This window comes from Salmonella sp. SAL04214 (assembly GCF_046550615.1).
GTDB classification, from domain to species: domain Bacteria; phylum Pseudomonadota; class Gammaproteobacteria; order Enterobacterales; family Enterobacteriaceae; genus Salmonella; species Salmonella enterica.
The window spans coordinates 1-17,718 of sequence record NZ_JBGDXT010000009.1 but is presented as its reverse complement, the minus strand read 5'-3'; the positions used below and the strand labels follow the sequence as shown (position 1 = coordinate 17,718).

The 17,718-nt window shown below is 54.5% G+C and carries 16 protein-coding genes and 1 pseudogene; 14 read left to right on the top strand and 3 right to left on the bottom strand.

What is annotated here, in order from left to right:
* Window positions 1–59 precede the first annotated feature (59 nt).
* Together rcsB and rcsD are read right to left on the bottom strand one after the other, a co-directional pair.
* Window positions 60–710, bottom strand: coding sequence for a response regulator transcription factor RcsB (rcsB, locus tag ACLJQD_RS15530; protein ID WP_001061919.1), 651 nt, complete (start codon window positions 708–710; stop codon window positions 60–62).
* 16 nt (window positions 711–726) lie between these two features.
* Window positions 727–3,396 carry a phosphotransferase RcsD gene (rcsD, locus tag ACLJQD_RS15525; protein ID WP_000083201.1) on the bottom strand — a complete coding sequence of 890 codons (2,670 nt, stop codon included), beginning with the start codon at window positions 3,394–3,396 and terminating at the stop codon, window positions 727–729.
* 728 nt (window positions 3,397–4,124) lie between these two features.
* Here rcsD and ACLJQD_RS15520 point away from each other — a divergent pair.
* The 5 genes from ACLJQD_RS15520 (at window position 4,125) to ACLJQD_RS15500 (ending at window position 9,942) form a co-directional block, all read left to right on the top strand.
* Window positions 4,125–5,261: a porin OmpC gene (locus ACLJQD_RS15520; protein WP_017442124.1), complete on the top strand. Its 1,137-nt coding sequence runs from the start codon at window positions 4,125–4,127 to the stop codon at window positions 5,259–5,261.
* Between the two features lie 114 nt (window positions 5,262–5,375).
* Window positions 5,376–6,428: an FAD:protein FMN transferase ApbE gene (apbE, locus tag ACLJQD_RS15515; protein WP_000784304.1), complete on the top strand. Its 1,053-nt coding sequence runs from the start codon at window positions 5,376–5,378 to the stop codon at window positions 6,426–6,428.
* Window positions 6,429–6,508: 80 nt separating this feature from the next.
* Window positions 6,509–7,570 (top strand): bifunctional DNA-binding transcriptional regulator/O6-methylguanine-DNA methyltransferase Ada, encoded by a 1,062-nt coding sequence (gene ada / locus ACLJQD_RS15510; RefSeq protein ID WP_017442125.1) that lies wholly within the window; start codon window positions 6,509–6,511, stop codon window positions 7,568–7,570.
* 2 nt (window positions 7,571–7,572) lie between these two features.
* Entirely contained in the window at window positions 7,573–8,223 is a 651-nt protein-coding gene (alkB, locus tag ACLJQD_RS15505) for a DNA oxidative demethylase AlkB (protein ID WP_000884991.1), read from the top strand.
* Between the two features lie 75 nt (window positions 8,224–8,298).
* Window positions 8,299–9,942, top strand: a complete 1,644-nt coding sequence (locus ACLJQD_RS15500; RefSeq protein WP_000421584.1) for a multidrug ABC transporter permease/ATP-binding protein — start codon at window positions 8,299–8,301, stop codon at window positions 9,940–9,942.
* A gap of 199 nt (window positions 9,943–10,141) precedes the next feature.
* Here the strand turns inward: ACLJQD_RS15500 and eco are convergent, their stop codons facing one another.
* Complete coding sequence (gene eco / locus ACLJQD_RS15495) at window positions 10,142–10,636, bottom strand: serine protease inhibitor ecotin (RefSeq protein ID WP_023195460.1); 495 nt, start codon at window positions 10,634–10,636, stop codon at window positions 10,142–10,144.
* A gap of 413 nt (window positions 10,637–11,049) precedes the next feature.
* Here eco and napF point away from each other — a divergent pair, with 413 nt between their 5' ends.
* The 9 genes and pseudogenes from napF to ACLJQD_RS15450 all read left to right on the top strand — a co-directional run.
* Complete coding sequence (napF, locus tag ACLJQD_RS15490; protein ID WP_023242900.1) at window positions 11,050–11,541, top strand: ferredoxin-type protein NapF; 492 nt, start codon at window positions 11,050–11,052, stop codon at window positions 11,539–11,541.
* Window positions 11,531–11,794 carry a chaperone NapD gene (gene napD / locus ACLJQD_RS15485; protein ID WP_001260058.1) on the top strand — a complete coding sequence of 88 codons (264 nt, stop codon included), beginning with the start codon at window positions 11,531–11,533 and terminating at the stop codon, window positions 11,792–11,794. Before napF ends, napD begins: the two co-directional genes overlap by 11 nt.
* The gene (gene napA / locus ACLJQD_RS15480; protein ID WP_000778097.1) at window positions 11,791–14,277 is read left to right on the top strand and encodes a nitrate reductase catalytic subunit NapA; all 2,487 of its coding nucleotides are present in this window, start codon (window positions 11,791–11,793) and stop codon (window positions 14,275–14,277) included. The genes napD and napA overlap by 4 nt, the downstream gene beginning before the upstream one ends.
* Window positions 14,278–14,283: 6 nt before the next feature.
* Entirely contained in the window at window positions 14,284–14,979 is a 696-nt protein-coding gene (gene napG, locus ACLJQD_RS15475) for a ferredoxin-type protein NapG (protein ID WP_000091679.1), read from the top strand.
* Window positions 14,966–15,835, top strand: a complete 870-nt coding sequence (gene napH / locus ACLJQD_RS15470; RefSeq protein WP_000013529.1) for a quinol dehydrogenase ferredoxin subunit NapH — start codon at window positions 14,966–14,968, stop codon at window positions 15,833–15,835. The genes napG and napH overlap by 14 nt, the downstream gene beginning before the upstream one ends.
* 115 nt (window positions 15,836–15,950) lie before the next feature.
* On the top strand, window positions 15,951–16,400 hold the full coding sequence (napB, locus tag ACLJQD_RS15465; RefSeq protein ID WP_000835182.1) for a nitrate reductase cytochrome c-type subunit: 450 nt from the start codon (window positions 15,951–15,953) through the stop codon (window positions 16,398–16,400).
* A gap of 9 nt (window positions 16,401–16,409) precedes the next feature.
* Window positions 16,410–17,012 carry a cytochrome c-type protein NapC gene (napC, locus tag ACLJQD_RS15460; RefSeq protein ID WP_000431778.1) on the top strand — a complete coding sequence of 201 codons (603 nt, stop codon included), beginning with the start codon at window positions 16,410–16,412 and terminating at the stop codon, window positions 17,010–17,012.
* 20 nt (window positions 17,013–17,032) lie between these two features.
* Window positions 17,033–17,650, top strand: coding sequence for a cytochrome c biogenesis heme-transporting ATPase CcmA (gene ccmA / locus ACLJQD_RS15455; protein WP_046735901.1), 618 nt, complete (start codon window positions 17,033–17,035; stop codon window positions 17,648–17,650).
* Window positions 17,647–17,718 (top strand): annotated as a pseudogene (locus ACLJQD_RS15450) (hypothetical protein); the annotation flags it as partial. The gene ccmA and the pseudogene ACLJQD_RS15450, both read left to right, overlap by 4 nt.

Genomic DNA, 17,718 nt, shown 5'->3' with positions numbered 1-17,718 from the left:
GAGTCGACTGGTAGGCCTGATAAGCGTAGCGCCATCAGGCTGGGTAACATAAAAGCGATTTATTCTTTGTCTGTCGGACTCAGGGTGACGGAAGAGAGATAGTTGAGCAGCGCGATATCATTCTCTACGCCCAGTTTCATCATCGCCGATTTCTTCTGGCTGCTGATGGTCTTAATGCTGCGGTTGAGCTTCTTGGCGATTTCGGTGACCAGGAAACCCTCGGCGAACAGGCGTAATACTTCGCTCTCTTTTGGCGACAGGCGCTTATCGCCGTAACCGCCTGCGCTGATTTTCTCCAGCAGACGAGAAACGCTTTCCGGGGTGAATTTTTTGCCTTTTTGCAGCGCGGCCAGCGCCTTAGGCAGATCGGTTGGCGCACCCTGTTTGAGTACGATCCCTTCAATATCAAGATCCAACACGGCGCTCAGGATCGCCGGATTGTTGTTCATGGTCAGAACGATAATAGACAGGCTCGGAAAATGACGCTTGATGTACTTGATCAAGGTGATCCCATCGCCGTATTTATCTCCCGGCATGGAGAGGTCAGTGATCAACACATGCGCATCTAATTTCGGCAGGTTGTTGATCAATGCTGTGGAATCTTCAAATTCGCCGACAACATTCACCCACTCGATTTGTTCAAGTGATTTGCGAATACCGAACAGTACAATCGGGTGGTCATCGGCAATAATTACGTTCATATTGTTCATGTATTGGGCTACCTTGCTACAGCAAGCTTTTGACGTAGGCGTCAATGTCGCTGATATATTTTTCTATACCTGGAGCATCTTTCTCACGAATCAGATGTTCCAGCGTTTCACATAACTGCTTGCCGGGTACCAGATTAAGCATGGCAAACACCCCTTTCAGGCGGTGGGCCGTTTGGGCCAGCGCAGCGAAATCGCTGGTTGCCGCCTCAGTATACAACCTCTTAACATCATCCGGTACTGTGTCTACAAATAGCGCATAATAGCCGCTGGCATGAAGCTCGGCATTTTCATCTCCGCCGAGCGGGGAGGCGGGAATCTCTTCCTGCGCCAGCTGCTCTTCGATAAGTTGTAGTACAGCTTCCTGCATAGCATTGCTCATATTAAAGTTGACGCGCAACTGACCCGGGCCAATTTTCCGCACGCCTGACTCATCATCGCTTAAAAGCAAGCCCGAGGCAGTAAGATTAGACGGATTATCCGTTAAAAAGAGATCATATTCTTGACTTATCTGCCTTTCATCCGGCGTGATGCAGGTGGCGCCCCAGTTTTCTAACTGACGCAGCACAATCGCGCGAACCTCGTTGGACGTCACATCGACCATCACGCTCACGTCGTCCAGCAGGCGCTCTTCGACCTGAGTATGCTGATCGTGAGGAAGCATTTTGACATGAACGGTATAGCGCGTGCCCAGCGTTTCTCGCGCTTTAATGTTGAGATGACCGCCCAGTTTGCGCGCCAGTTGATTGCACAGCCAGAAGGTGAGCGGATTCGCTTTGCCGTAACGATCGCCCTGCGTTTCATTCATATACGGGAAATGCAGATTATCAATCTCGTTTAACGTTACACCTTCGCCCGTATCCAGAATACGGAAAGTCAGACGCTCCGCGATAGATTCATCCTGCTCGACTTCAAGCGTAATTTTACCCATAGCAGTCGTCGTGACGGCATACTGAATCAACAGCAGCAAAATCCGGCGCAGGGCGTCGCGATCGCCCCAGCGTTCATCGTTGCCGCTAAGATGGTTATTAATCAGCAGTTGCAGCCCTTTACGCTTAATGGCGGGCAGCACTTCCGGCACGACTTCGTCAATAAGATCCTGCAGGGAGAACAGCGTTGCTTCGCTCTTCCATGCGTCATTTTCCAGCATATTCGCCAGTTGGATTTCATCGATCATACGTACCAATACATCCGCCTGATCCGCCAGTTTCAGGCTTTCCGGCGTGGTGACTGCCGCGGCGTTAACCGCCAGTTGGCGTACGGGCTCTTTAAGCGTGTTGCTGATATTTTGCATAAAGGCGGCGCGGCCCTGCTGATTCTTCTCATACAAACGCTGCGCCTGTTTAAGCTTCTTATTCACCAGCACTTCCCGGTCCTGATCGCGAATAATAAAGATCTGCGTGCGGGGGGCGATCTGGCTGCGAAACAGACGGATCTCATACAGTTCGTTGTTAATTGTCGCCTGAATCACGCCCTGATGCTGTTCCGCCATGCTGGTAATATTTTGCAGGTTAAGATGCGGCAACAGATGATCGGCGATTTTATTGCTGATCACGGTGCGGTTTCCTTCCTGATCGTAGACCAGCAGACCCAGCGGCAGCAGAGAAACGATCTCTTCATTAATGGCGCGTAAGACGCGAAGCTCATTATTCGCCGCGTTGCCGGATGTCGATTCCGTCGACCGTCCCGGCTGATGACGGAACGTGGCGTAGCCAAATAACGCCAACGCCAGCAGCCCGATGTTCAGCAGTAAAGGCAGCAGAATATTTTGCAACGTATCAAGCAAAAGCGTACCGAACGGTACCTGCCAGATCAGGCGCATTCCGGTAGAGTTAAGCGCTGAGGAGATCTCAATTTTTGAACCGTTAAAGCTAATCGTGACGCTATCTGGCGCTTCTTTTTCACTGCTTCGCCCCGTCGCCTGGGTCGCGTCAGGCTCTATCCGAAAACTGTCCAGCGGCATTCCCGGCGGGATTAAATCATTAATGGGCAGATCAAACGCCACCACGGTTGCCAGATGTCCTGGCTGATTGAAGGTCGTGCGCAGCGTAAAATAGTGACCGTTTTGCCAGGCCAGTTTTCGCAATGAGGAGAAACTTTCGCGCTCATCCAGCGCATTCGCCTGCTGCAACATCTCTGCCCGGCGGGAATCGACGATATTGCCAATAGTGGACTCTTTAAAGCCGGAAGAGAGATCTTTCAACGGTAGGGTAGAGATAAGAATCAGGCTGTTATCCTGTCCGTTGAGGTAATACATTGACCACGGCACGTTTTCCGCGCCCCACAGCGTATCCAGATAAGTTGACATACGCTGCGTCATTTCCAGCGTGGCGCTGTCATGGGAACCGAAAATCAGCGCTTCAGTTTTACGTCGCGGCTTTTCAAGATAATACACATCCTGCTTCAGACGCGTTTCCTGAAGTCCTTCACCTGTCGATGGCGTAGTGGTCGCGGCGATGTTGTCATAAATTTGCCAGGTAACATACCGCCAGGTATCCACGCGTTTATGAATAGCGTGGGTGATATCGACAATTTGATAGCTTTTGTCTTTCAACCAGGCGTTGACGGCGCTCTGTACCATAACGCCCATCGTTACCAGCAGCACAATGATCAGCAATAAGAAGAAACGGGTAATGCTTCCCGGTAGAAGGGAGAATCGGGTAGAGACCGTTGTGTCAGACTGACTCATTTATGTTTACGACCTGTAAAAGCAACGCTGAAGGTGAAGGGCAGTATAAAGGGTAATGAATGAATTTCCAGACTCTTACGTCATGCCAGGCAACTTAACACGCGCTCCGTCGGCGGGACGGGAAAAGCGTACAACCTTCGCAGAACGGTACAAATATAAAGACTACTTATAAATGTTTAGCACTAAATATCAAGAAATTATTTGCTAATGTCTTACGAACGGTCGAGCAGGGGAGTGTAGTGAATAACCGTGATAGTTTTAGGCAGGTAGCATAAATCAGCCGGGTGTGTCTGAAAAAGGCTAAAAAAAACCGAATGCGAAGCATCCGGTTGAAATAGGGGTAAACAGACATTCAGAAGTGAATGACGGTAATAAATAAAGTTAATGATGATAGCGGTCACTATTTTAGTTGCGAATGAAGATTCTGTTTTATCATTCAGTGCTATGAATTTCATCAATTTAACCCGTTGATTTTAAAAGTTTCGTGAATATATTTTGTCTATTTGTGCTTATTTTTACTTGATTTTTGCTTTAAAAAAGTTCCGTAAAATTAATATTTTGAAACATCTATGTAGATAACTGTAACATCTTAAAAGTTTTAGTATCATATTCATGTTGGATTATTCTGTATTTTTGCGGAGAATGGACTTGCCGACTGGTTAATGAGGGTTAACCAGTAAGCAGTGGCATAAAAAAGCAATAAAGGCATATAACAGAGGGTTAATAACATGAAAGTTAAAGTACTGTCCCTCCTGGTACCAGCTCTGCTGGTGGCGGGCGCAGCGAATGCGGCTGAAATTTATAATAAAGACGGCAACAAATTAGACCTGTTTGGTAAAGTTGATGGCCTGCACTACTTCTCTGACGACAAAGGCAGCGACGGCGACCAGACCTACATGCGTATCGGCTTCAAAGGCGAAACGCAGGTTAACGATCAGCTGACCGGTTATGGCCAGTGGGAATATCAGATTCAGGGCAACCAGACTGAAGGCAGCAACGACTCCTGGACGCGTGTGGCGTTTGCGGGTCTGAAATTCGCTGACGCAGGTTCCTTCGATTATGGTCGTAACTACGGCGTAACCTATGATGTGACCTCCTGGACCGACGTTCTGCCGGAGTTTGGCGGCGACACCTACGGCGCTGACAACTTTATGCAGCAGCGTGGTAACGGCTATGCCACTTACCGTAACACCGACTTCTTCGGCCTGGTGGATGGTCTGGACTTCGCGTTACAGTATCAGGGCAAAAACGGCAGCGTGAGCGGTGAAAACACCAACGGTCGCAGCCTGCTGAACCAGAACGGCGACGGTTACGGCGGATCGCTGACTTATGCAATCGGCGAAGGCTTCTCTGTCGGTGGCGCTATCACCACGTCTAAACGTACTGCCGATCAGAACAACACTGCTAACGATCGCCTGTATGGTAACGGCGATCGCGCCACGGTCTACACCGGCGGCCTGAAATACGATGCGAACAACATCTATCTGGCAGCGCAGTATTCTCAGACCTATAACGCAACCCGTTTTGGTACCTCTAACGGCAACAATAAGTCCGACTCTTACGGTTTTGCCAACAAAGCGCAGAACTTTGAAGTGGTTGCTCAGTACCAGTTCGACTTTGGTCTGCGTCCGTCTGTGGCTTACCTGCAGTCTAAAGGTAAGGACATCAGCAACGGCTACGGCGCCAGCTATGGCGACCAGGACATCGTAAAATACGTTGATGTCGGCGCGACTTACTACTTCAACAAAAACATGTCCACCTATGTTGATTACAAAATCAACCTGCTGGATAAAAACGACTTTACCCGCGATGCGGGCATCAACACCGACGACATCGTAGCGCTGGGTCTGGTTTACCAGTTCTAATCAGCAAAAGATGTTGCTAAAGGGCCTGCGGGCCCTTTTTTCATGCCTTATTCCGGCGTACAAATACGACGTTTTGATATACGCTTGCGTCCATTCGAATGAGGATAAACAGCGATGAAAATGACTTTTTGCCGGGCCGTGTGTCTGGCGGCGGCTTTTTTACTTATGGGCTGCGATGAGGCTCCCGAAACGACAACAGCGTCACCTGCCGCTCAGGTGCTGGAAGGTAAAACGATGGGGACCCTCTGGCGGGTGAGCGTGGTTGGTATCGATGCGAAACGCGCCGCAGAGTTACAGACTAAAATCCAGACTCAGCTTGATGCTGATGATTGGTTGCTTTCTACCTATAAAAATGACTCCGCGCTGATGCGTTTTAACCATTCACGCAGTCTTGCGCCCTGGCCGGTCAGCGAAGCCATGGCGGATATCGTGACCTCGGCGCTACGTATTGGCGCGAAGACGGATGGCGCGATGGATATCACCGTGGGCCCGCTGGTCAATCTGTGGGGGTTTGGGCCGGATCGGCAGCCGCTGCATATCCCAACACCAGCACAAATCGATGCGGCAAAAGCGAAAACAGGCCTGCAACATTTGCAGGTTATCGACAGGGCTGGACATCAGTTTTTGCAAAAAGATCTGCCGGATCTTTATGTTGATCTCTCCACGGTCGGGGAGGGTTATGCGGCGGATCACCTGGCGCGTCTGATGGAGCAGGAGGGCATTGCGCGTTATCTGGTCTCGGTGGGCGGCGCATTAAGCAGTCGCGGGATGAATGCGCAGGGGCTGCCGTGGCGCGTCGCGATTCAGAAGCCGACCGACCGGGAAAACGCGGTGCAGGCGATTGTGGATATCAACGGGCATGGCATCAGCACCTCCGGCAGCTACCGTAACTATTATGAGCTGGATGGCAAGCGTGTCTCGCACGTTATCGATCCGCAAACGGGGCGCCCCATTGAACACAATCTGGTATCGGTTACGGTCATCGCGCCAACGGCGCTGGAAGCGGACGGCTGGGACACCGGCCTGATGGTGCTTGGTACGCAAAAGGCGCAAGAGGTCGTGCGGCGGGAAGGGCTGGCGGTCTTTATGATCATGAAAGAAGGTGAAGGCTTTAAAACCTGGATGTCGCCGCAGTTCAAAACGTTCCTGGTGAGCGATAAGAATTAAAACGCAAGATTACGGGTTTTTGTGGGCGGATTTACGGACACACTGCATGTAAGCAAGCACTATGCTTAATGAAGGAGTCTATGATGAAAAAAGCGTTACTTACCGATGATGAATGCTGGCTGCGGGTGCAGGCGCGCGATGCCAGCGCGGATGGGCGTTTCGTTTTTGCGGTGCGAACCACCGGCGTTTTTTGCCGCCCTTCTTGTCGCTCGAAGCGGGCGTTACGTAAAAATGTTCGCTTTTTTGCCAACGCGCAGCAGGCGCTGGACGCCGGTTTTCGCCCCTGCAAGCGCTGTCAGCCGGATAATGCGCGCGCGCAGCAACGGCGGTTGGATAAGATTGCCTGCGCCTGCCGTTTGCTTGAGCAGGAGACGCCGGTAACGCTGGCGTCTCTGGCGCAGGCGGTGGCGATGAGCCCGTTTCATCTGCACCGTCTGTTTAAAGCGAGCACCGGAATGACGCCGAAAGGGTGGCAGCAGGCGTGGCGCGCCCGGCGGCTGCGTGAGGCGTTGGCGAAAGGAGAGCCGATCACGGCGGCTATTTACCGCGCCGGCTTCCCGGATAGCAGTAGCTACTACCGTCATGCCGACCAGACGCTGGGCATGACGGCAAAACAGTTTCGCAAAGGCGGCGATAATGTCTCCGTTCGCTATGCGCTGACGGACTGGGTTTACGGACGGTGCCTGGTGGCGGAGAGCGAGCGGGGGATTTGCGCGATTCTCCCCGGTGATAGCGACGAGGCGCTACTGGCTGAATTACACACCCTGTTCCCGGCGGCCCGCCACGAACCTGCTGACGCGCCTTTTCAGCAACGGGTGCGGCAGGTTGTCGCGGCTATCAACACACGCGAGGTGCTGCTCTCGTTGCCGCTGGATATCCAGGGAACCGCGTTTCAACAGCAGGTCTGGCAGGCGTTATGCGCAATTCCCTGCGGAGAAACCGTAAGCTATCAACAGCTTGCCGCGACTATCGGCAAACCCACGGCAGTACGCGCGGTCGCCAGCGCGTGCGGCGCGAATAAACTGGCGATGGTGATCCCGTGTCATCGGGTCGTGCGTCGCGATGGCGCGCTCTCCGGTTATCGTTGGGGCGTGCGTCGAAAAGCGCAGCTATTAAAGCGAGAAGCACAAAAAGAGGAGTAGCAATGCTGGATCTATTTGCTGATGAAGCGCCCTGGCAAGAGCCCCTGGCGCCTGGCGCGGTGGTGTTGCGCCGCTTTGCGTTTCGCGCGGCGCAGTCGCTATTAGACGATATCGGGTTTGTCGCCAGTCAGTCTCCGTTTCGTCAGATGGTGACGCCGGGCGGCTACACCATGTCGGTGGCGATGACCAACTGCGGCGCGTTAGGGTGGACCACCGATCGTCACGGTTATTGTTATGCCGTGCGCGATCCGTTGACCGATAAACCCTGGCCTGCGCTGCCGTTATCGTTTGCCAGCGTATGTCGTCAGGCGGCAATCGCGGCAGGGTATGCGAGCTTCCAACCGGACGCCTGCCTGATCAATCGCTACGCGCCTGGCGCAAAACTGTCGCTGCATCAGGATAAAGACGAGCCGGATCTGCGCGCGCCTATTGTCTCAGTTTCGTTGGGGGTGCCGGCGGTTTTTCAGTTTGGCGGCCTGCGTCGCAGCGATCCGCTCCAGCGGATCTTACTGGAGCATGGCGATATCGTGGTCTGGGGCGGCGAGTCCCGGCTGTTTTATCATGGTATCCAGCCGCTTAAAGCGGGCTTTCATCCCATGACCGGTGAATTTCGTTACAATCTCACCTTCCGTCAGGCGGCTGAAAAAGAATAAAAATAAGAATTATTATTGCTGTGCAGGTGGAGTTAGTTAAACTGCGGGCTGTTATTATCGGTCCGGGTTGTATGCATGGAACTTCTTATTCTTGTCTGGCGGCAGTACCGCTGGCCATTTATTAGCGTGATGGCGCTGAGCCTCGCCAGCGCGGCGCTGGGGATTGGCCTGATCGCGTTTATCAATCAGCGCCTGATTGAAACGGTGGACACCACCGTCATGGTGCTGCCGGAATTTCTCGGTCTGCTCCTGTTGCTAATGGTCGTCACATTAGGTTCCCAACTGGCGCTCACCACTCTGGGACACCATTTCGTTTACCGCCTGCGCAGCGAATTTATCAAGCGCATTCTGGATACGCACGTTGAACGCATTGAGCAACTGGGCAGCGCCTCTTTACTGGCCGGTCTGACCAGCGATATTCGCAATATTACTATCGCCTTTGTGCGTCTGCCTGAGCTGGTGCAGGGCATTATCCTCACCGTCGGCTCGGCGGCGTATCTGGCGATGCTATCGACAAAAATGCTGCTGGTTACGGCTATCTGGATGGCGGTCACTATCTGGGGCGGATTCGTGCTGGTGGCGCGGGTTTACCAGCATATGGCGACCCTGCGCGAGACCGAAGATAAGCTGTACAACGACTATCAGACGGTGCTGGAAGGACGCAAAGAGCTGACGCTAAACCGCGAGCGTGCGGAGCAGATTTTTCAGCAATGCTATATCCCGGACGCCAAAGAGTATCGTCATCACATTATCCGTGCCGATACTTTTCATCTGAGTGCCGTCAACTGGTCGAATATCATGATGCTGGGGGCGATAGGCCTGGTCTTCTGGATGGCGAATAGTCTCGGCTGGGCGGATACCAACGTCGCGGCGACCTATTCACTGACGTTGCTGTTCCTGCGCACGCCGCTGCTGTCTGCGGTGGGGGCGTTACCAACGCTACTGACCGCCCAGGTGGCGTTTAATAAACTGAATAAATTCGCGCTCGCCCCGTATAAGCCTGATTTTCCGCAGCCGAAAGCCTTTCCCGACTGGAAGACGCTGGAGCTGCGCAACGTGGTTTTTCACTATCAGGATAACGCGTTTTCCGTGGGGCCCATCAACCTGACGATTCACCGCGGCGAACTGCTGTTTTTAATTGGCGGCAACGGTAGCGGGAAATCGACGCTGGCCATGTTATTGACCGGTTTATACCAGCCGCAATCGGGAACGATTTTACTTGACGGTCAACCTATTGCCGCCGGGCAGCCGGAAGATTATCGCAAACTGTTTTCTGCGGTGTTCACCGATGTGTGGTTATTCGACCGCCTGCTGGGGCCGCAGGGGAAACCCGCCAATCCCGCGCTGGTCGAAAAGTGGCTTGAGCACCTGAAAATGACGCACAAGCTGGAGCTAAACGATGGGCGCATTTTGAATCTTAAACTGTCGAAAGGGCAAAAAAAGCGCATTGCGCTGCTGCTGGCGCTGGCGGAAGAGCGCGATATTATTTTGCTGGATGAGTGGGCCGCCGATCAGGACCCGCATTTCCGCCGGGAATTTTATCAGGTACTGTTGCCGTTAATGCAGGAAATGGGCAAAACCATCTTCGCCATCAGCCATGATGATCACTATTTTATTCACGCCGATCGTCTGCTTGAAATGCGCAACGGACAGCTAACCGAACTCACCGGCGACGAACGTGATGCCGCCTCGCGTGATGCGGTTGCGCGTACTGCGTAATGGCCGGATGAACCGCCTGATGGCAGCCCTACGTCCGCACGCGGGTAGGCCTGATAAGATGCCACGCGTCGCCACCAGGCATCGGGGTATTTTTTGCGGCGGACGAGCGGGGCTCCAGACGTGTTTTAAAAAGAACCCCGGAGCGCTGCGTGAGCCGGCGTGTTCAGATGCCCGGTAAGTGTGACCGGGCAGCGTAACATTATCGCGCGACGGCGTTCTGTACGTTAGCGTCCGCTTTCCAGATGCGGTATTTCACGTCCACATTCGCCGGGGTATACACCACGATCGGCAGCTTGCTGTTGTAGCGCAGCATCCCGTCTTCACCCAGCCAGGCGGTGACGAATTTTTGCTCTTTCTTACCTTCAGGGCAGGCCATCATGGTTGATACCGGAGAGGTGACGTTATCAAAGACATAATAGTCATAGCCCCAGCCTTCCAGCGTTTTTGTTTCCAGCGTGCCGCCGAGGCGATGCTGGTTACAATCCACATTCAGCGTTTGGCCAATCAACAGTTCCACTTTGAGGGTAGATTCATCCTGCTGAGGGGCAAGGGTTATCACTTGCCGCTTCATTCCTTTTTCCGCCTGCGGATAGGGGGCGATTTTCTCCAGCGGCTGGGCGGTATCGCTATTGTTAGCCCAGGCAGAGGCGCTGGCGAGGGCGGCGAAGACGACGGCAGGGACAAACATCTTCATTTGATTGTTCACAGTATTTCCTTTCTGCTGTTTTCGGTATGCACGGGCAACAGATTAACACATTCATATTATCTATTAATCTGTATTTACTCATATTTTCAAGATTATTAATAAAATAGCGTCTTTTTATATAGTGGAATATTCTGATATTGATAATGTAAATGAAATTATCAGCTATTAGTGGTTTTCGTTATATAAATATCTATATAACTCATTGAAATGTGAGAAAAAGCACGTTTACGGGTCTTTACCCGGCACTCTTTTGATCCGGCAACAGCATTTACCTCTATCGGGGTATGCATCTCTTACACATCCTGAAATATCTTATTTACAAAAACAACTACTCATAAATTGTACGGTTTTTATTGGTATTCACTCCCTATGGAAGCGTGTCGTTATGGAAGGGCGATATCATGGTTGATTTATCCCGTCGAAGCATGTTGACCGGCAGTTGGCGCAACGCCAGCAATGGGATTCTTCCGCCGTGGGCCAGAGAAACACCCTATTTTCTCGCACATTGTCTGCGTTGCGACGCCTGCATCCAGGCGTGTGAGGCCGACATCCTGCAGCGAGGGGCGGGGGGATATCCGAGCGTAGATTTCAAACGGGGCGAGTGCAGCTTTTGTTATGCCTGTGCGCAGGCCTGTACTGAATCGCTTTTTCTTCCGCGCCACACCAGGGCCTGGGATCTGATTTTTACGCTCACGGAAAACTGCCTCGCCAGGCAATCGGTTGAATGCCATCGCTGCCAGGACAGTTGTGAACCTATGGCCATTACCTTTCGTCCCACGCTATCCGGCATTTACCAGCCGCAGCTTGACTCGCAGGCCTGTAACGGATGCGGGGCGTGTGTGGCTATCTGCCCCGTGTCAGCCATCAAAGCGGAGAACCACCATGCGCACTAACTGGCAGGTCTGTAGCCTGGTCGTGCAGGCCAAAAGTCAGAACATCGCCGCCATTGGCACACAGTTGAACACGTTGCCGGGTTGCGAAGTCGCGTTAAGCGACGTTGAAAGCGGGCAACTGATCGTGGTGGCGGAAGCAGATCAGAGTGAAACGCTGATGCAAACAATTGAGTCAGTACGCAATGTCGAGGGCGTACTGGCGGTGTCGCTGGTTTATCACCAGCAGGATGAGCAAGGTGAGGAAACACCATGAAACTCAGTCGTCGTAGCTTTATGAAAGCTAACGCCGTTGCGGCCGCTGCGGCGGCTGCCGGTCTGAGCGTGCCGGGCGTCGCCCGCGCCGTTGTCGGGCAGCAGGAAGCCATCAAATGGGATAAAGCGCCGTGCCGTTTTTGCGGAACGGGTTGCGGTGTGTTAGTGGGCACGCAGCAGGGCCGTGTGGTCGCCTGCCAGGGCGACCCCGACGCGCCGGTCAACCGTGGTCTGAACTGCATTAAAGGCTACTTCCTGCCCAAAATCATGTACGGCAAAGATCGTCTGACGCAGCCGATGCTGCGCATGAAAGACGGCAGCTATCACAAAGACGGCGAGTTTACGCCGGTGAGCTGGGAACAGGCCTTCGATGTGATGGAAGAGAAGTTTAAAACCTCCCTGAAAGAGAAAGGACCAGAAGCGATCGGCATGTTTGGGTCGGGTCAATGGACCATCTGGGAAGGCTATGCCGCCGCGAAACTGTTCAAGGCTGGTTTCCGCTCTAACAACATTGACCCGAACGCGCGTCACTGCATGGCCTCGGCGGTGGTGGGCTTTATGCGTACCTTTGGCATGGATGAACCGATGGGCTGCTACGACGATATTGAGCAGGCCGATGCGTTTGTGCTGTGGGGTTCCAACATGGCGGAGATGCACCCGATTTTATGGTCGCGCATCACTAACCGCCGTTTGTCCGACCCGAATGTGAAAGTCGCTGTCCTCTCCACCTTCCAGCACCGTAGCTTTGAGCTGGCGGACAACGGTATTGTCTTTACCCCGCAAAGCGATCTGGTGATCCTTAACTATATCGCGAATTACATTATTCAGAACAACGCGGTAAATCAGGATTTCTTCACAAAGCATGTGAACCTGCGTAAAGGGGCGACGGATATCGGCTACGGCTTACGCCCGACGCACCCGCTGGAAAAAGCGGCGAAGAATCCGGGCTCCGATGCTTCCGAGCCGATGAGCTTCGACGAGTATAAAGCCTTCGTGGCGGAATATACGCTGGACAAGACCGCTGAAATGACCGGCGTGCCGAAAGATCAGCTGGAACAGTTGGCGCAGCTCTACGCCGATCCGAATAAGCGCGTGATCTCTTACTGGACGATGGGTTTTAACCAGCATACCCGCGGCGTGTGGGCGAATAACCTGGTTTATAACCTCCATCTGCTGACCGGAAAAATCTCCCAGCCTGGCTGCGGTCCTTTCTCGCTGACCGGCCAGCCTTCCGCCTGCGGTACGGCGCGTGAAGTGGGAACCTTCTCACACCGTCTGCCCGCAGACATGGTCGTGACGAACGAAAAACACCGTGATATCTGCGAAAAACACTGGCAGATCCCCGCTGGCACTATTCCGGCAAAAGTGGGTTTACACGCGGTGGCGCAGGATCGCGCGTTGAAAGACGGCAAGCTGAACGTCTACTGGGTAATGTGTAATAACAATATGCAGGCCGGGCCGAACATCAATGAAGATCGGATGCCGGGCTGGCGCGATCCGCGTAACTTTATCATTGTCTCCGATCCTTACCCGACGGTGAGCGCGCTGTCTGCGGATCTGATCCTGCCGACCGCCATGTGGGTTGAGAAAGAAGGCGCTTACGGCAACGCCGAACGCCGCACGCAGTTCTGGCGTCAGCAAATTAAAGCGCCGGGCGAAGCTAAATCCGACCTCTGGCAACTGGTGCAGTTCTCCCGTCGTTTTAAAACCGAGGAGGTCTGGCCGGAGGCGTTGCTGGCCCAGAAGCCGGAGCTGCGCGGTAAAACGCTGTATGACGTTCTGTTCGCCACGCCGGCGGTCAGCAAATTCCCGCTGAGCGAGCTGAAAGAGGATCAGTTAAACGATGAGTCTCGTGAGCTGGGCTTCTATCTGCAAAAAGGACTGTTTGAAGAATACGCCTGGTTTGGACGTGGCCACGGGCACGATCTGGCGCCGTTCGACGATTACCACAACGCGCGCGGTCTGCGCTGGCCGGTCGTCGAAGGCAAAGAGACGCAATGGCGTTACAGCGAAGGCAACGACCCGTATGTAAAAGCGGGGGAAGGGTACAAATTCTACGGTAAACCGGATGGCAAAGCGGTGATCTTCGCGCTGCCATTTGAACCTGCGGCGGAGTCGCCGGACAACGAGTACGATCTGTGGCTTTCCACCGGTCGCGTGCTGGAACACTGGCATACCGGCAGTATGACGCGCCGCGTGCCTGAATTGCATCGCGCCTTCCCGGAAGCGGTGGTCTTTATTCACCCGCTGGATGCGAAAGCGCGCGATCTGCGTCGTGGGGATAAGGTTAAAGTGTCATCCCGCCGCGGCGAAGTGATTTCGATTGTCGAAACGCGTGGACGTAACCGTCCGCCGCAGGGACTGGTGTATATGCCGTTCTTCGATGCCGCTCAGCTAGTGAACAACCTGACGCTGGATGCGACGGACCCGCTCTCTAAAGAGACGGACTTCAAGAAGTGCGCCGTTAAGCTGGCGAAGGTGTAACGCGTTATGTCCCGTACAGCGAAACCCCAAAATGGCCGCCGCCGCTTCCTGCGTGATGTTGTGCGCACTGCGGGCGGGCTGGCGGCGGTTGGCGTGGCGCTGGGCTTGCAACAGCAAACCGCGCGCGCAACGGGCGTGCGGCTGCGTCCGCCTGGCGCGCTGAATGAAAATGTCTTCGCCAGCGCCTGTGTGCGCTGCGGGCAGTGCGTTCAGGCGTGTCCATACGACACGCTAAAACTGGCGACGCTGGCCTCCGGGCTATCGGCGGGCACGCCCTATTTCGTCGCTCGCGACATCCCCTGCGAAATGTGTGAAGACATTCCGTGCGCCAAAGTCTGCCCCAGCGGGGCGCTGAATAAAGATATCGCCTCCATTGATGACTCGCGTATGGGGCTGGCGGTGCTGCTGGATCAGGAAAACTGCCTCAACTTTCAGGGGCTGCGCTGCGACGTTTGCTACCGCGAATGCCCGAAAATCGATGAGGCCATCACGCTGGAGCTGGATCGCAACATGCGCACCGGCAAACATGCGCGCTTTCTGCCCACCGTACACAGCGACGCCTGTACCGGCTGCGGCAAATGCGAAAAAGTCTGCGTACTGGAGCAACCAGCGATAAAAGTGTTGCCGTTGTCATTGGCGAAAGGGGAGTTAGGACACCATTACCGCTTCGGCTGGCTGGAGGGGAAAGATGGCAAATCGTAAACGCGACGCCGGGCGAGAAGCGCGGGCGAAAAAAGGCTGGTGGCGTAGCCACCGTTGGCTGGTGTTACGCCGTATCAGCCAGTTTATGGTGCTGGGGATGTTTCTCAGCGGCCCGTGGCTGGGCTTTTGGGTTTTGCATGGCAACTACAGCAGTAGTTTGCTGTTCGATACCCTCCCGTTGACCGATCCGCTGATTACCCTGGAAAGTCTCGCCAGTGGACATCTTCCCGCTACCGTGGCGCTGACGGGAGCAGTGATTATCGCTGTGCTGTATGCGCTGGCGGGAAAGCGATTATTTTGCAGTTGGGTTTGCCCGCTAAACCCCGTTACCGATTTGGCTAACTGGATGCGCAGGAAATTTGACCTGAACCAGTCTGCGACGATTCCACGCCATATACGGTACGTCCTTCTGGTGGTGGTGTTAATCGGTTCGGCGTTGACCGGCACGCTGCTGTGGGAATGGATTAATCCCGTGTCGCTGTTAGGTCGTAGTCTGATTATGGGATTTAGTAGCGGCGCGTTGCTGATTATTGCTTTGTTTTTATTTGATTTATTAGTCGTTGAGCACGGTTGGTGCGGGCATATTTGCCCGATGGGCGCGCTGTATGGCGTGCTGGGCAGTAAAGGCGTAGTGACCGTGACGGCCAAAAAACGTGAGAAATGTAATCGCTGTATGGATTGTTTTCATGTTTGCCCGGAACCGCATGTGCTACGTGCGCCGGTGCTGGATGAGCAAAGCCCGGCGCAGGTCACTCACCGCGACTGCATGACCTGCGGTCGCTGCGTGGATGTCTGTTCTGAGGATGTTTTTACAATAACGATACGCAACATCATTCGGGATGCATCGCGGCGGTAAGCGAGGAAATCCCCGGGAGCATAGATAACGATGTGACTGGGATTTTCGAGCGCAGCCAACAAAGAGGCAGCTCGAAGGATGAAGTGTAAATGCGATGGAGTTCGGGAGCGAAACAATGAAAAGCCATGACCTGATGAAAGCGCTGTGTCAATGGATGGCCACGCTTGCCCTGGTGGTAAGTGGTGCGGTTTGGGCGGCAAACGGAGTGGATCTGAGCCAGTCGCCGGAAGTATCCGGGACGCAGGAAGGGGCGATTCGTATGCCGAAAGAGCAGGAACGTATGCCGCTAAATTACGTCAACCAGCCGCCGATGATCCCGCACAGCGTCGAGGGCTACCAGGTGACGACCAATACCAACCGCTGTCTGCAATGCCACGGCGTGGAAAGTTATCGTACGACGGGCGCGCCGCGTATCAGTCCGACGCACTTTATGGACAGCGACGGTAAAGTGTCGGGCAACGTCGCGCCGCGTCGTTATTTCTGCCTGCAGTGCCACGTACCGCAGTCTGATACCGCGCCGATTATCGACAATACCTTTACCCCCTCGCAAGGTTACGGGAAATAAGAGGTCATTATGGAAAATTCTAACCGTAAACCTGGCTGGATAAAGCGCGTCTGGCGATGGTGGCGCAGCCCCAGCCGCCTGGCGTTGGGGACGCTGCTGTTAATCGGTTTTATCGGCGGCATCATCTTCTGGGGCGGCTTCAATACCGGAATGGAAAAGGCTAACACCGAAGAGTTTTGTATTAGCTGCCATGAAATGCGCAACACGGTGTATGAGGAGTATATGGAAACCGTCCACTACAACAACCGTAGCGGCGTTCGTGCCACCTGTCCTGACTGCCATGTGCCGCATGAGTGGGGGCCGAAGATGATCCGTAAGATCAAAGCCAGTAAAGAACTGTACGCGAAGGTATTTGGGCTGATAGATACACCGCAGAAATTTGAAGCTCATCGCCTGACAATGGCACAAAATGAGTGGCGGCGCATGAAAGACAACAACTCGCAGGAATGCCGTAACTGCCACAATTTCGACTTTATGGATCTGACCGCGCAAAAAGGCGTCGCGGCGAAAATGCACGATCAGGCGGTAAAAGATGGACAGACCTGTATCGATTGCCACAAAGGGATCGCGCATAAACTGCCGGATATGCGTGATGTTAAACCAGGTTTCTGACAGGACGTTGATGAGTGGGAATGCTTGAAGCCAGAGATCTGTACTGCGAGCGGGACGAGAGGACGCTGTTTCGCGGGCTGTCGTTCACCGTGGAGGCCGGGGAGTGGGTGCAGGTCACCGGCGGCAACGGCGCCGGAAAAACCACCCTGCTGCGCCTGCTGACCGGGCTGGCGCGCCCGGACGGCGGGGAGGTGTACTGGCAGGGCGAGCCCCTGCGCCGCGTGCGCGACAGCTTCCATCGCAGTCTGCTGTGGATAGGGCACCAGCCGGGGATTAAATCCCGCCTGACGGCGCGGGAGAACCTGCACTTCTTCCACCCCGGTGACGGCGCGCGCCTCCCGGAGGCGCTGGCGCAGGCCGGGCTGGCGGGATTTGAGGACGTGCCGGTCGCCCGGCTCTCGGCCGGGCAGCAGCGCCGGGTGGCGCTGGCCCGCCTGTGGCTGACCCGCGCCGCGCTGTGGGTGCTCGACGAGCCGTTCACCGCCATTGACGTTAACGGCGTGGCGCGCCTCACCCGGCGGATGGCGGCACACACGGCGCAGGGCGGGATGGTCATTCTCACCACCCACCAGCCGCTGCCGGGGACCGCGGACACCGTCCGCCGCCTGGCGCTGACCGGCGGGGGGGCCGGGCTGTGATGTGGCGTGTCTTCTGTCTCGAGCTGCGCGTGGCGTTCCGCCACGGCGCGGACATCGCCGGCCCGCTG

Bases quoted from the DNA above. Each gene is read 5' to 3' on its own strand.
- napH (WP_000013529.1), top strand. From the start codon at position 14,966: ATGGCAAATCGTAAACGCGACGCCGGGCGAGAAGCGCGGGCGAAAAAA.
- alkB (WP_000884991.1), top strand. From the start codon at position 7,573: ATGCTGGATCTATTTGCTGATGAAGCGCCCTGGCAAGAGCCCCTGGCG.
- napF (WP_023242900.1), top strand. From the start codon at position 11,050: ATGGTTGATTTATCCCGTCGAAGCATGTTGACCGGCAGTTGGCGCAAC.
- apbE (WP_000784304.1), top strand. From the start codon at position 5,376: ATGAAAATGACTTTTTGCCGGGCCGTGTGTCTGGCGGCGGCTTTTTTA.
- ccmA (WP_046735901.1), top strand. From the start codon at position 17,033: ATGCTTGAAGCCAGAGATCTGTACTGCGAGCGGGACGAGAGGACGCTG.
- napA (WP_000778097.1), top strand. From the start codon at position 11,791: ATGAAACTCAGTCGTCGTAGCTTTATGAAAGCTAACGCCGTTGCGGCC.
- napB (WP_000835182.1), top strand. From the start codon at position 15,951: ATGAAAAGCCATGACCTGATGAAAGCGCTGTGTCAATGGATGGCCACG.
- rcsB (WP_001061919.1), bottom strand. From the start codon at position 710: ATGAACAATATGAACGTAATTATTGCCGATGACCACCCGATTGTACTG.
- napD (WP_001260058.1), top strand. From the start codon at position 11,531: ATGCGCACTAACTGGCAGGTCTGTAGCCTGGTCGTGCAGGCCAAAAGT.
- rcsD (WP_000083201.1), bottom strand. From the start codon at position 3,396: ATGAGTCAGTCTGACACAACGGTCTCTACCCGATTCTCCCTTCTACCG.
- napG (WP_000091679.1), top strand. From the start codon at position 14,284: ATGTCCCGTACAGCGAAACCCCAAAATGGCCGCCGCCGCTTCCTGCGT.
- ada (WP_017442125.1), top strand. From the start codon at position 6,509: ATGATGAAAAAAGCGTTACTTACCGATGATGAATGCTGGCTGCGGGTG.
- ACLJQD_RS15520 (WP_017442124.1), top strand. From the start codon at position 4,125: ATGAAAGTTAAAGTACTGTCCCTCCTGGTACCAGCTCTGCTGGTGGCG.
- ACLJQD_RS15500 (WP_000421584.1), top strand. From the start codon at position 8,299: ATGGAACTTCTTATTCTTGTCTGGCGGCAGTACCGCTGGCCATTTATT.
- napC (WP_000431778.1), top strand. From the start codon at position 16,410: ATGGAAAATTCTAACCGTAAACCTGGCTGGATAAAGCGCGTCTGGCGA.
- eco (WP_023195460.1), bottom strand. From the start codon at position 10,636: ATGAAGATGTTTGTCCCTGCCGTCGTCTTCGCCGCCCTCGCCAGCGCC.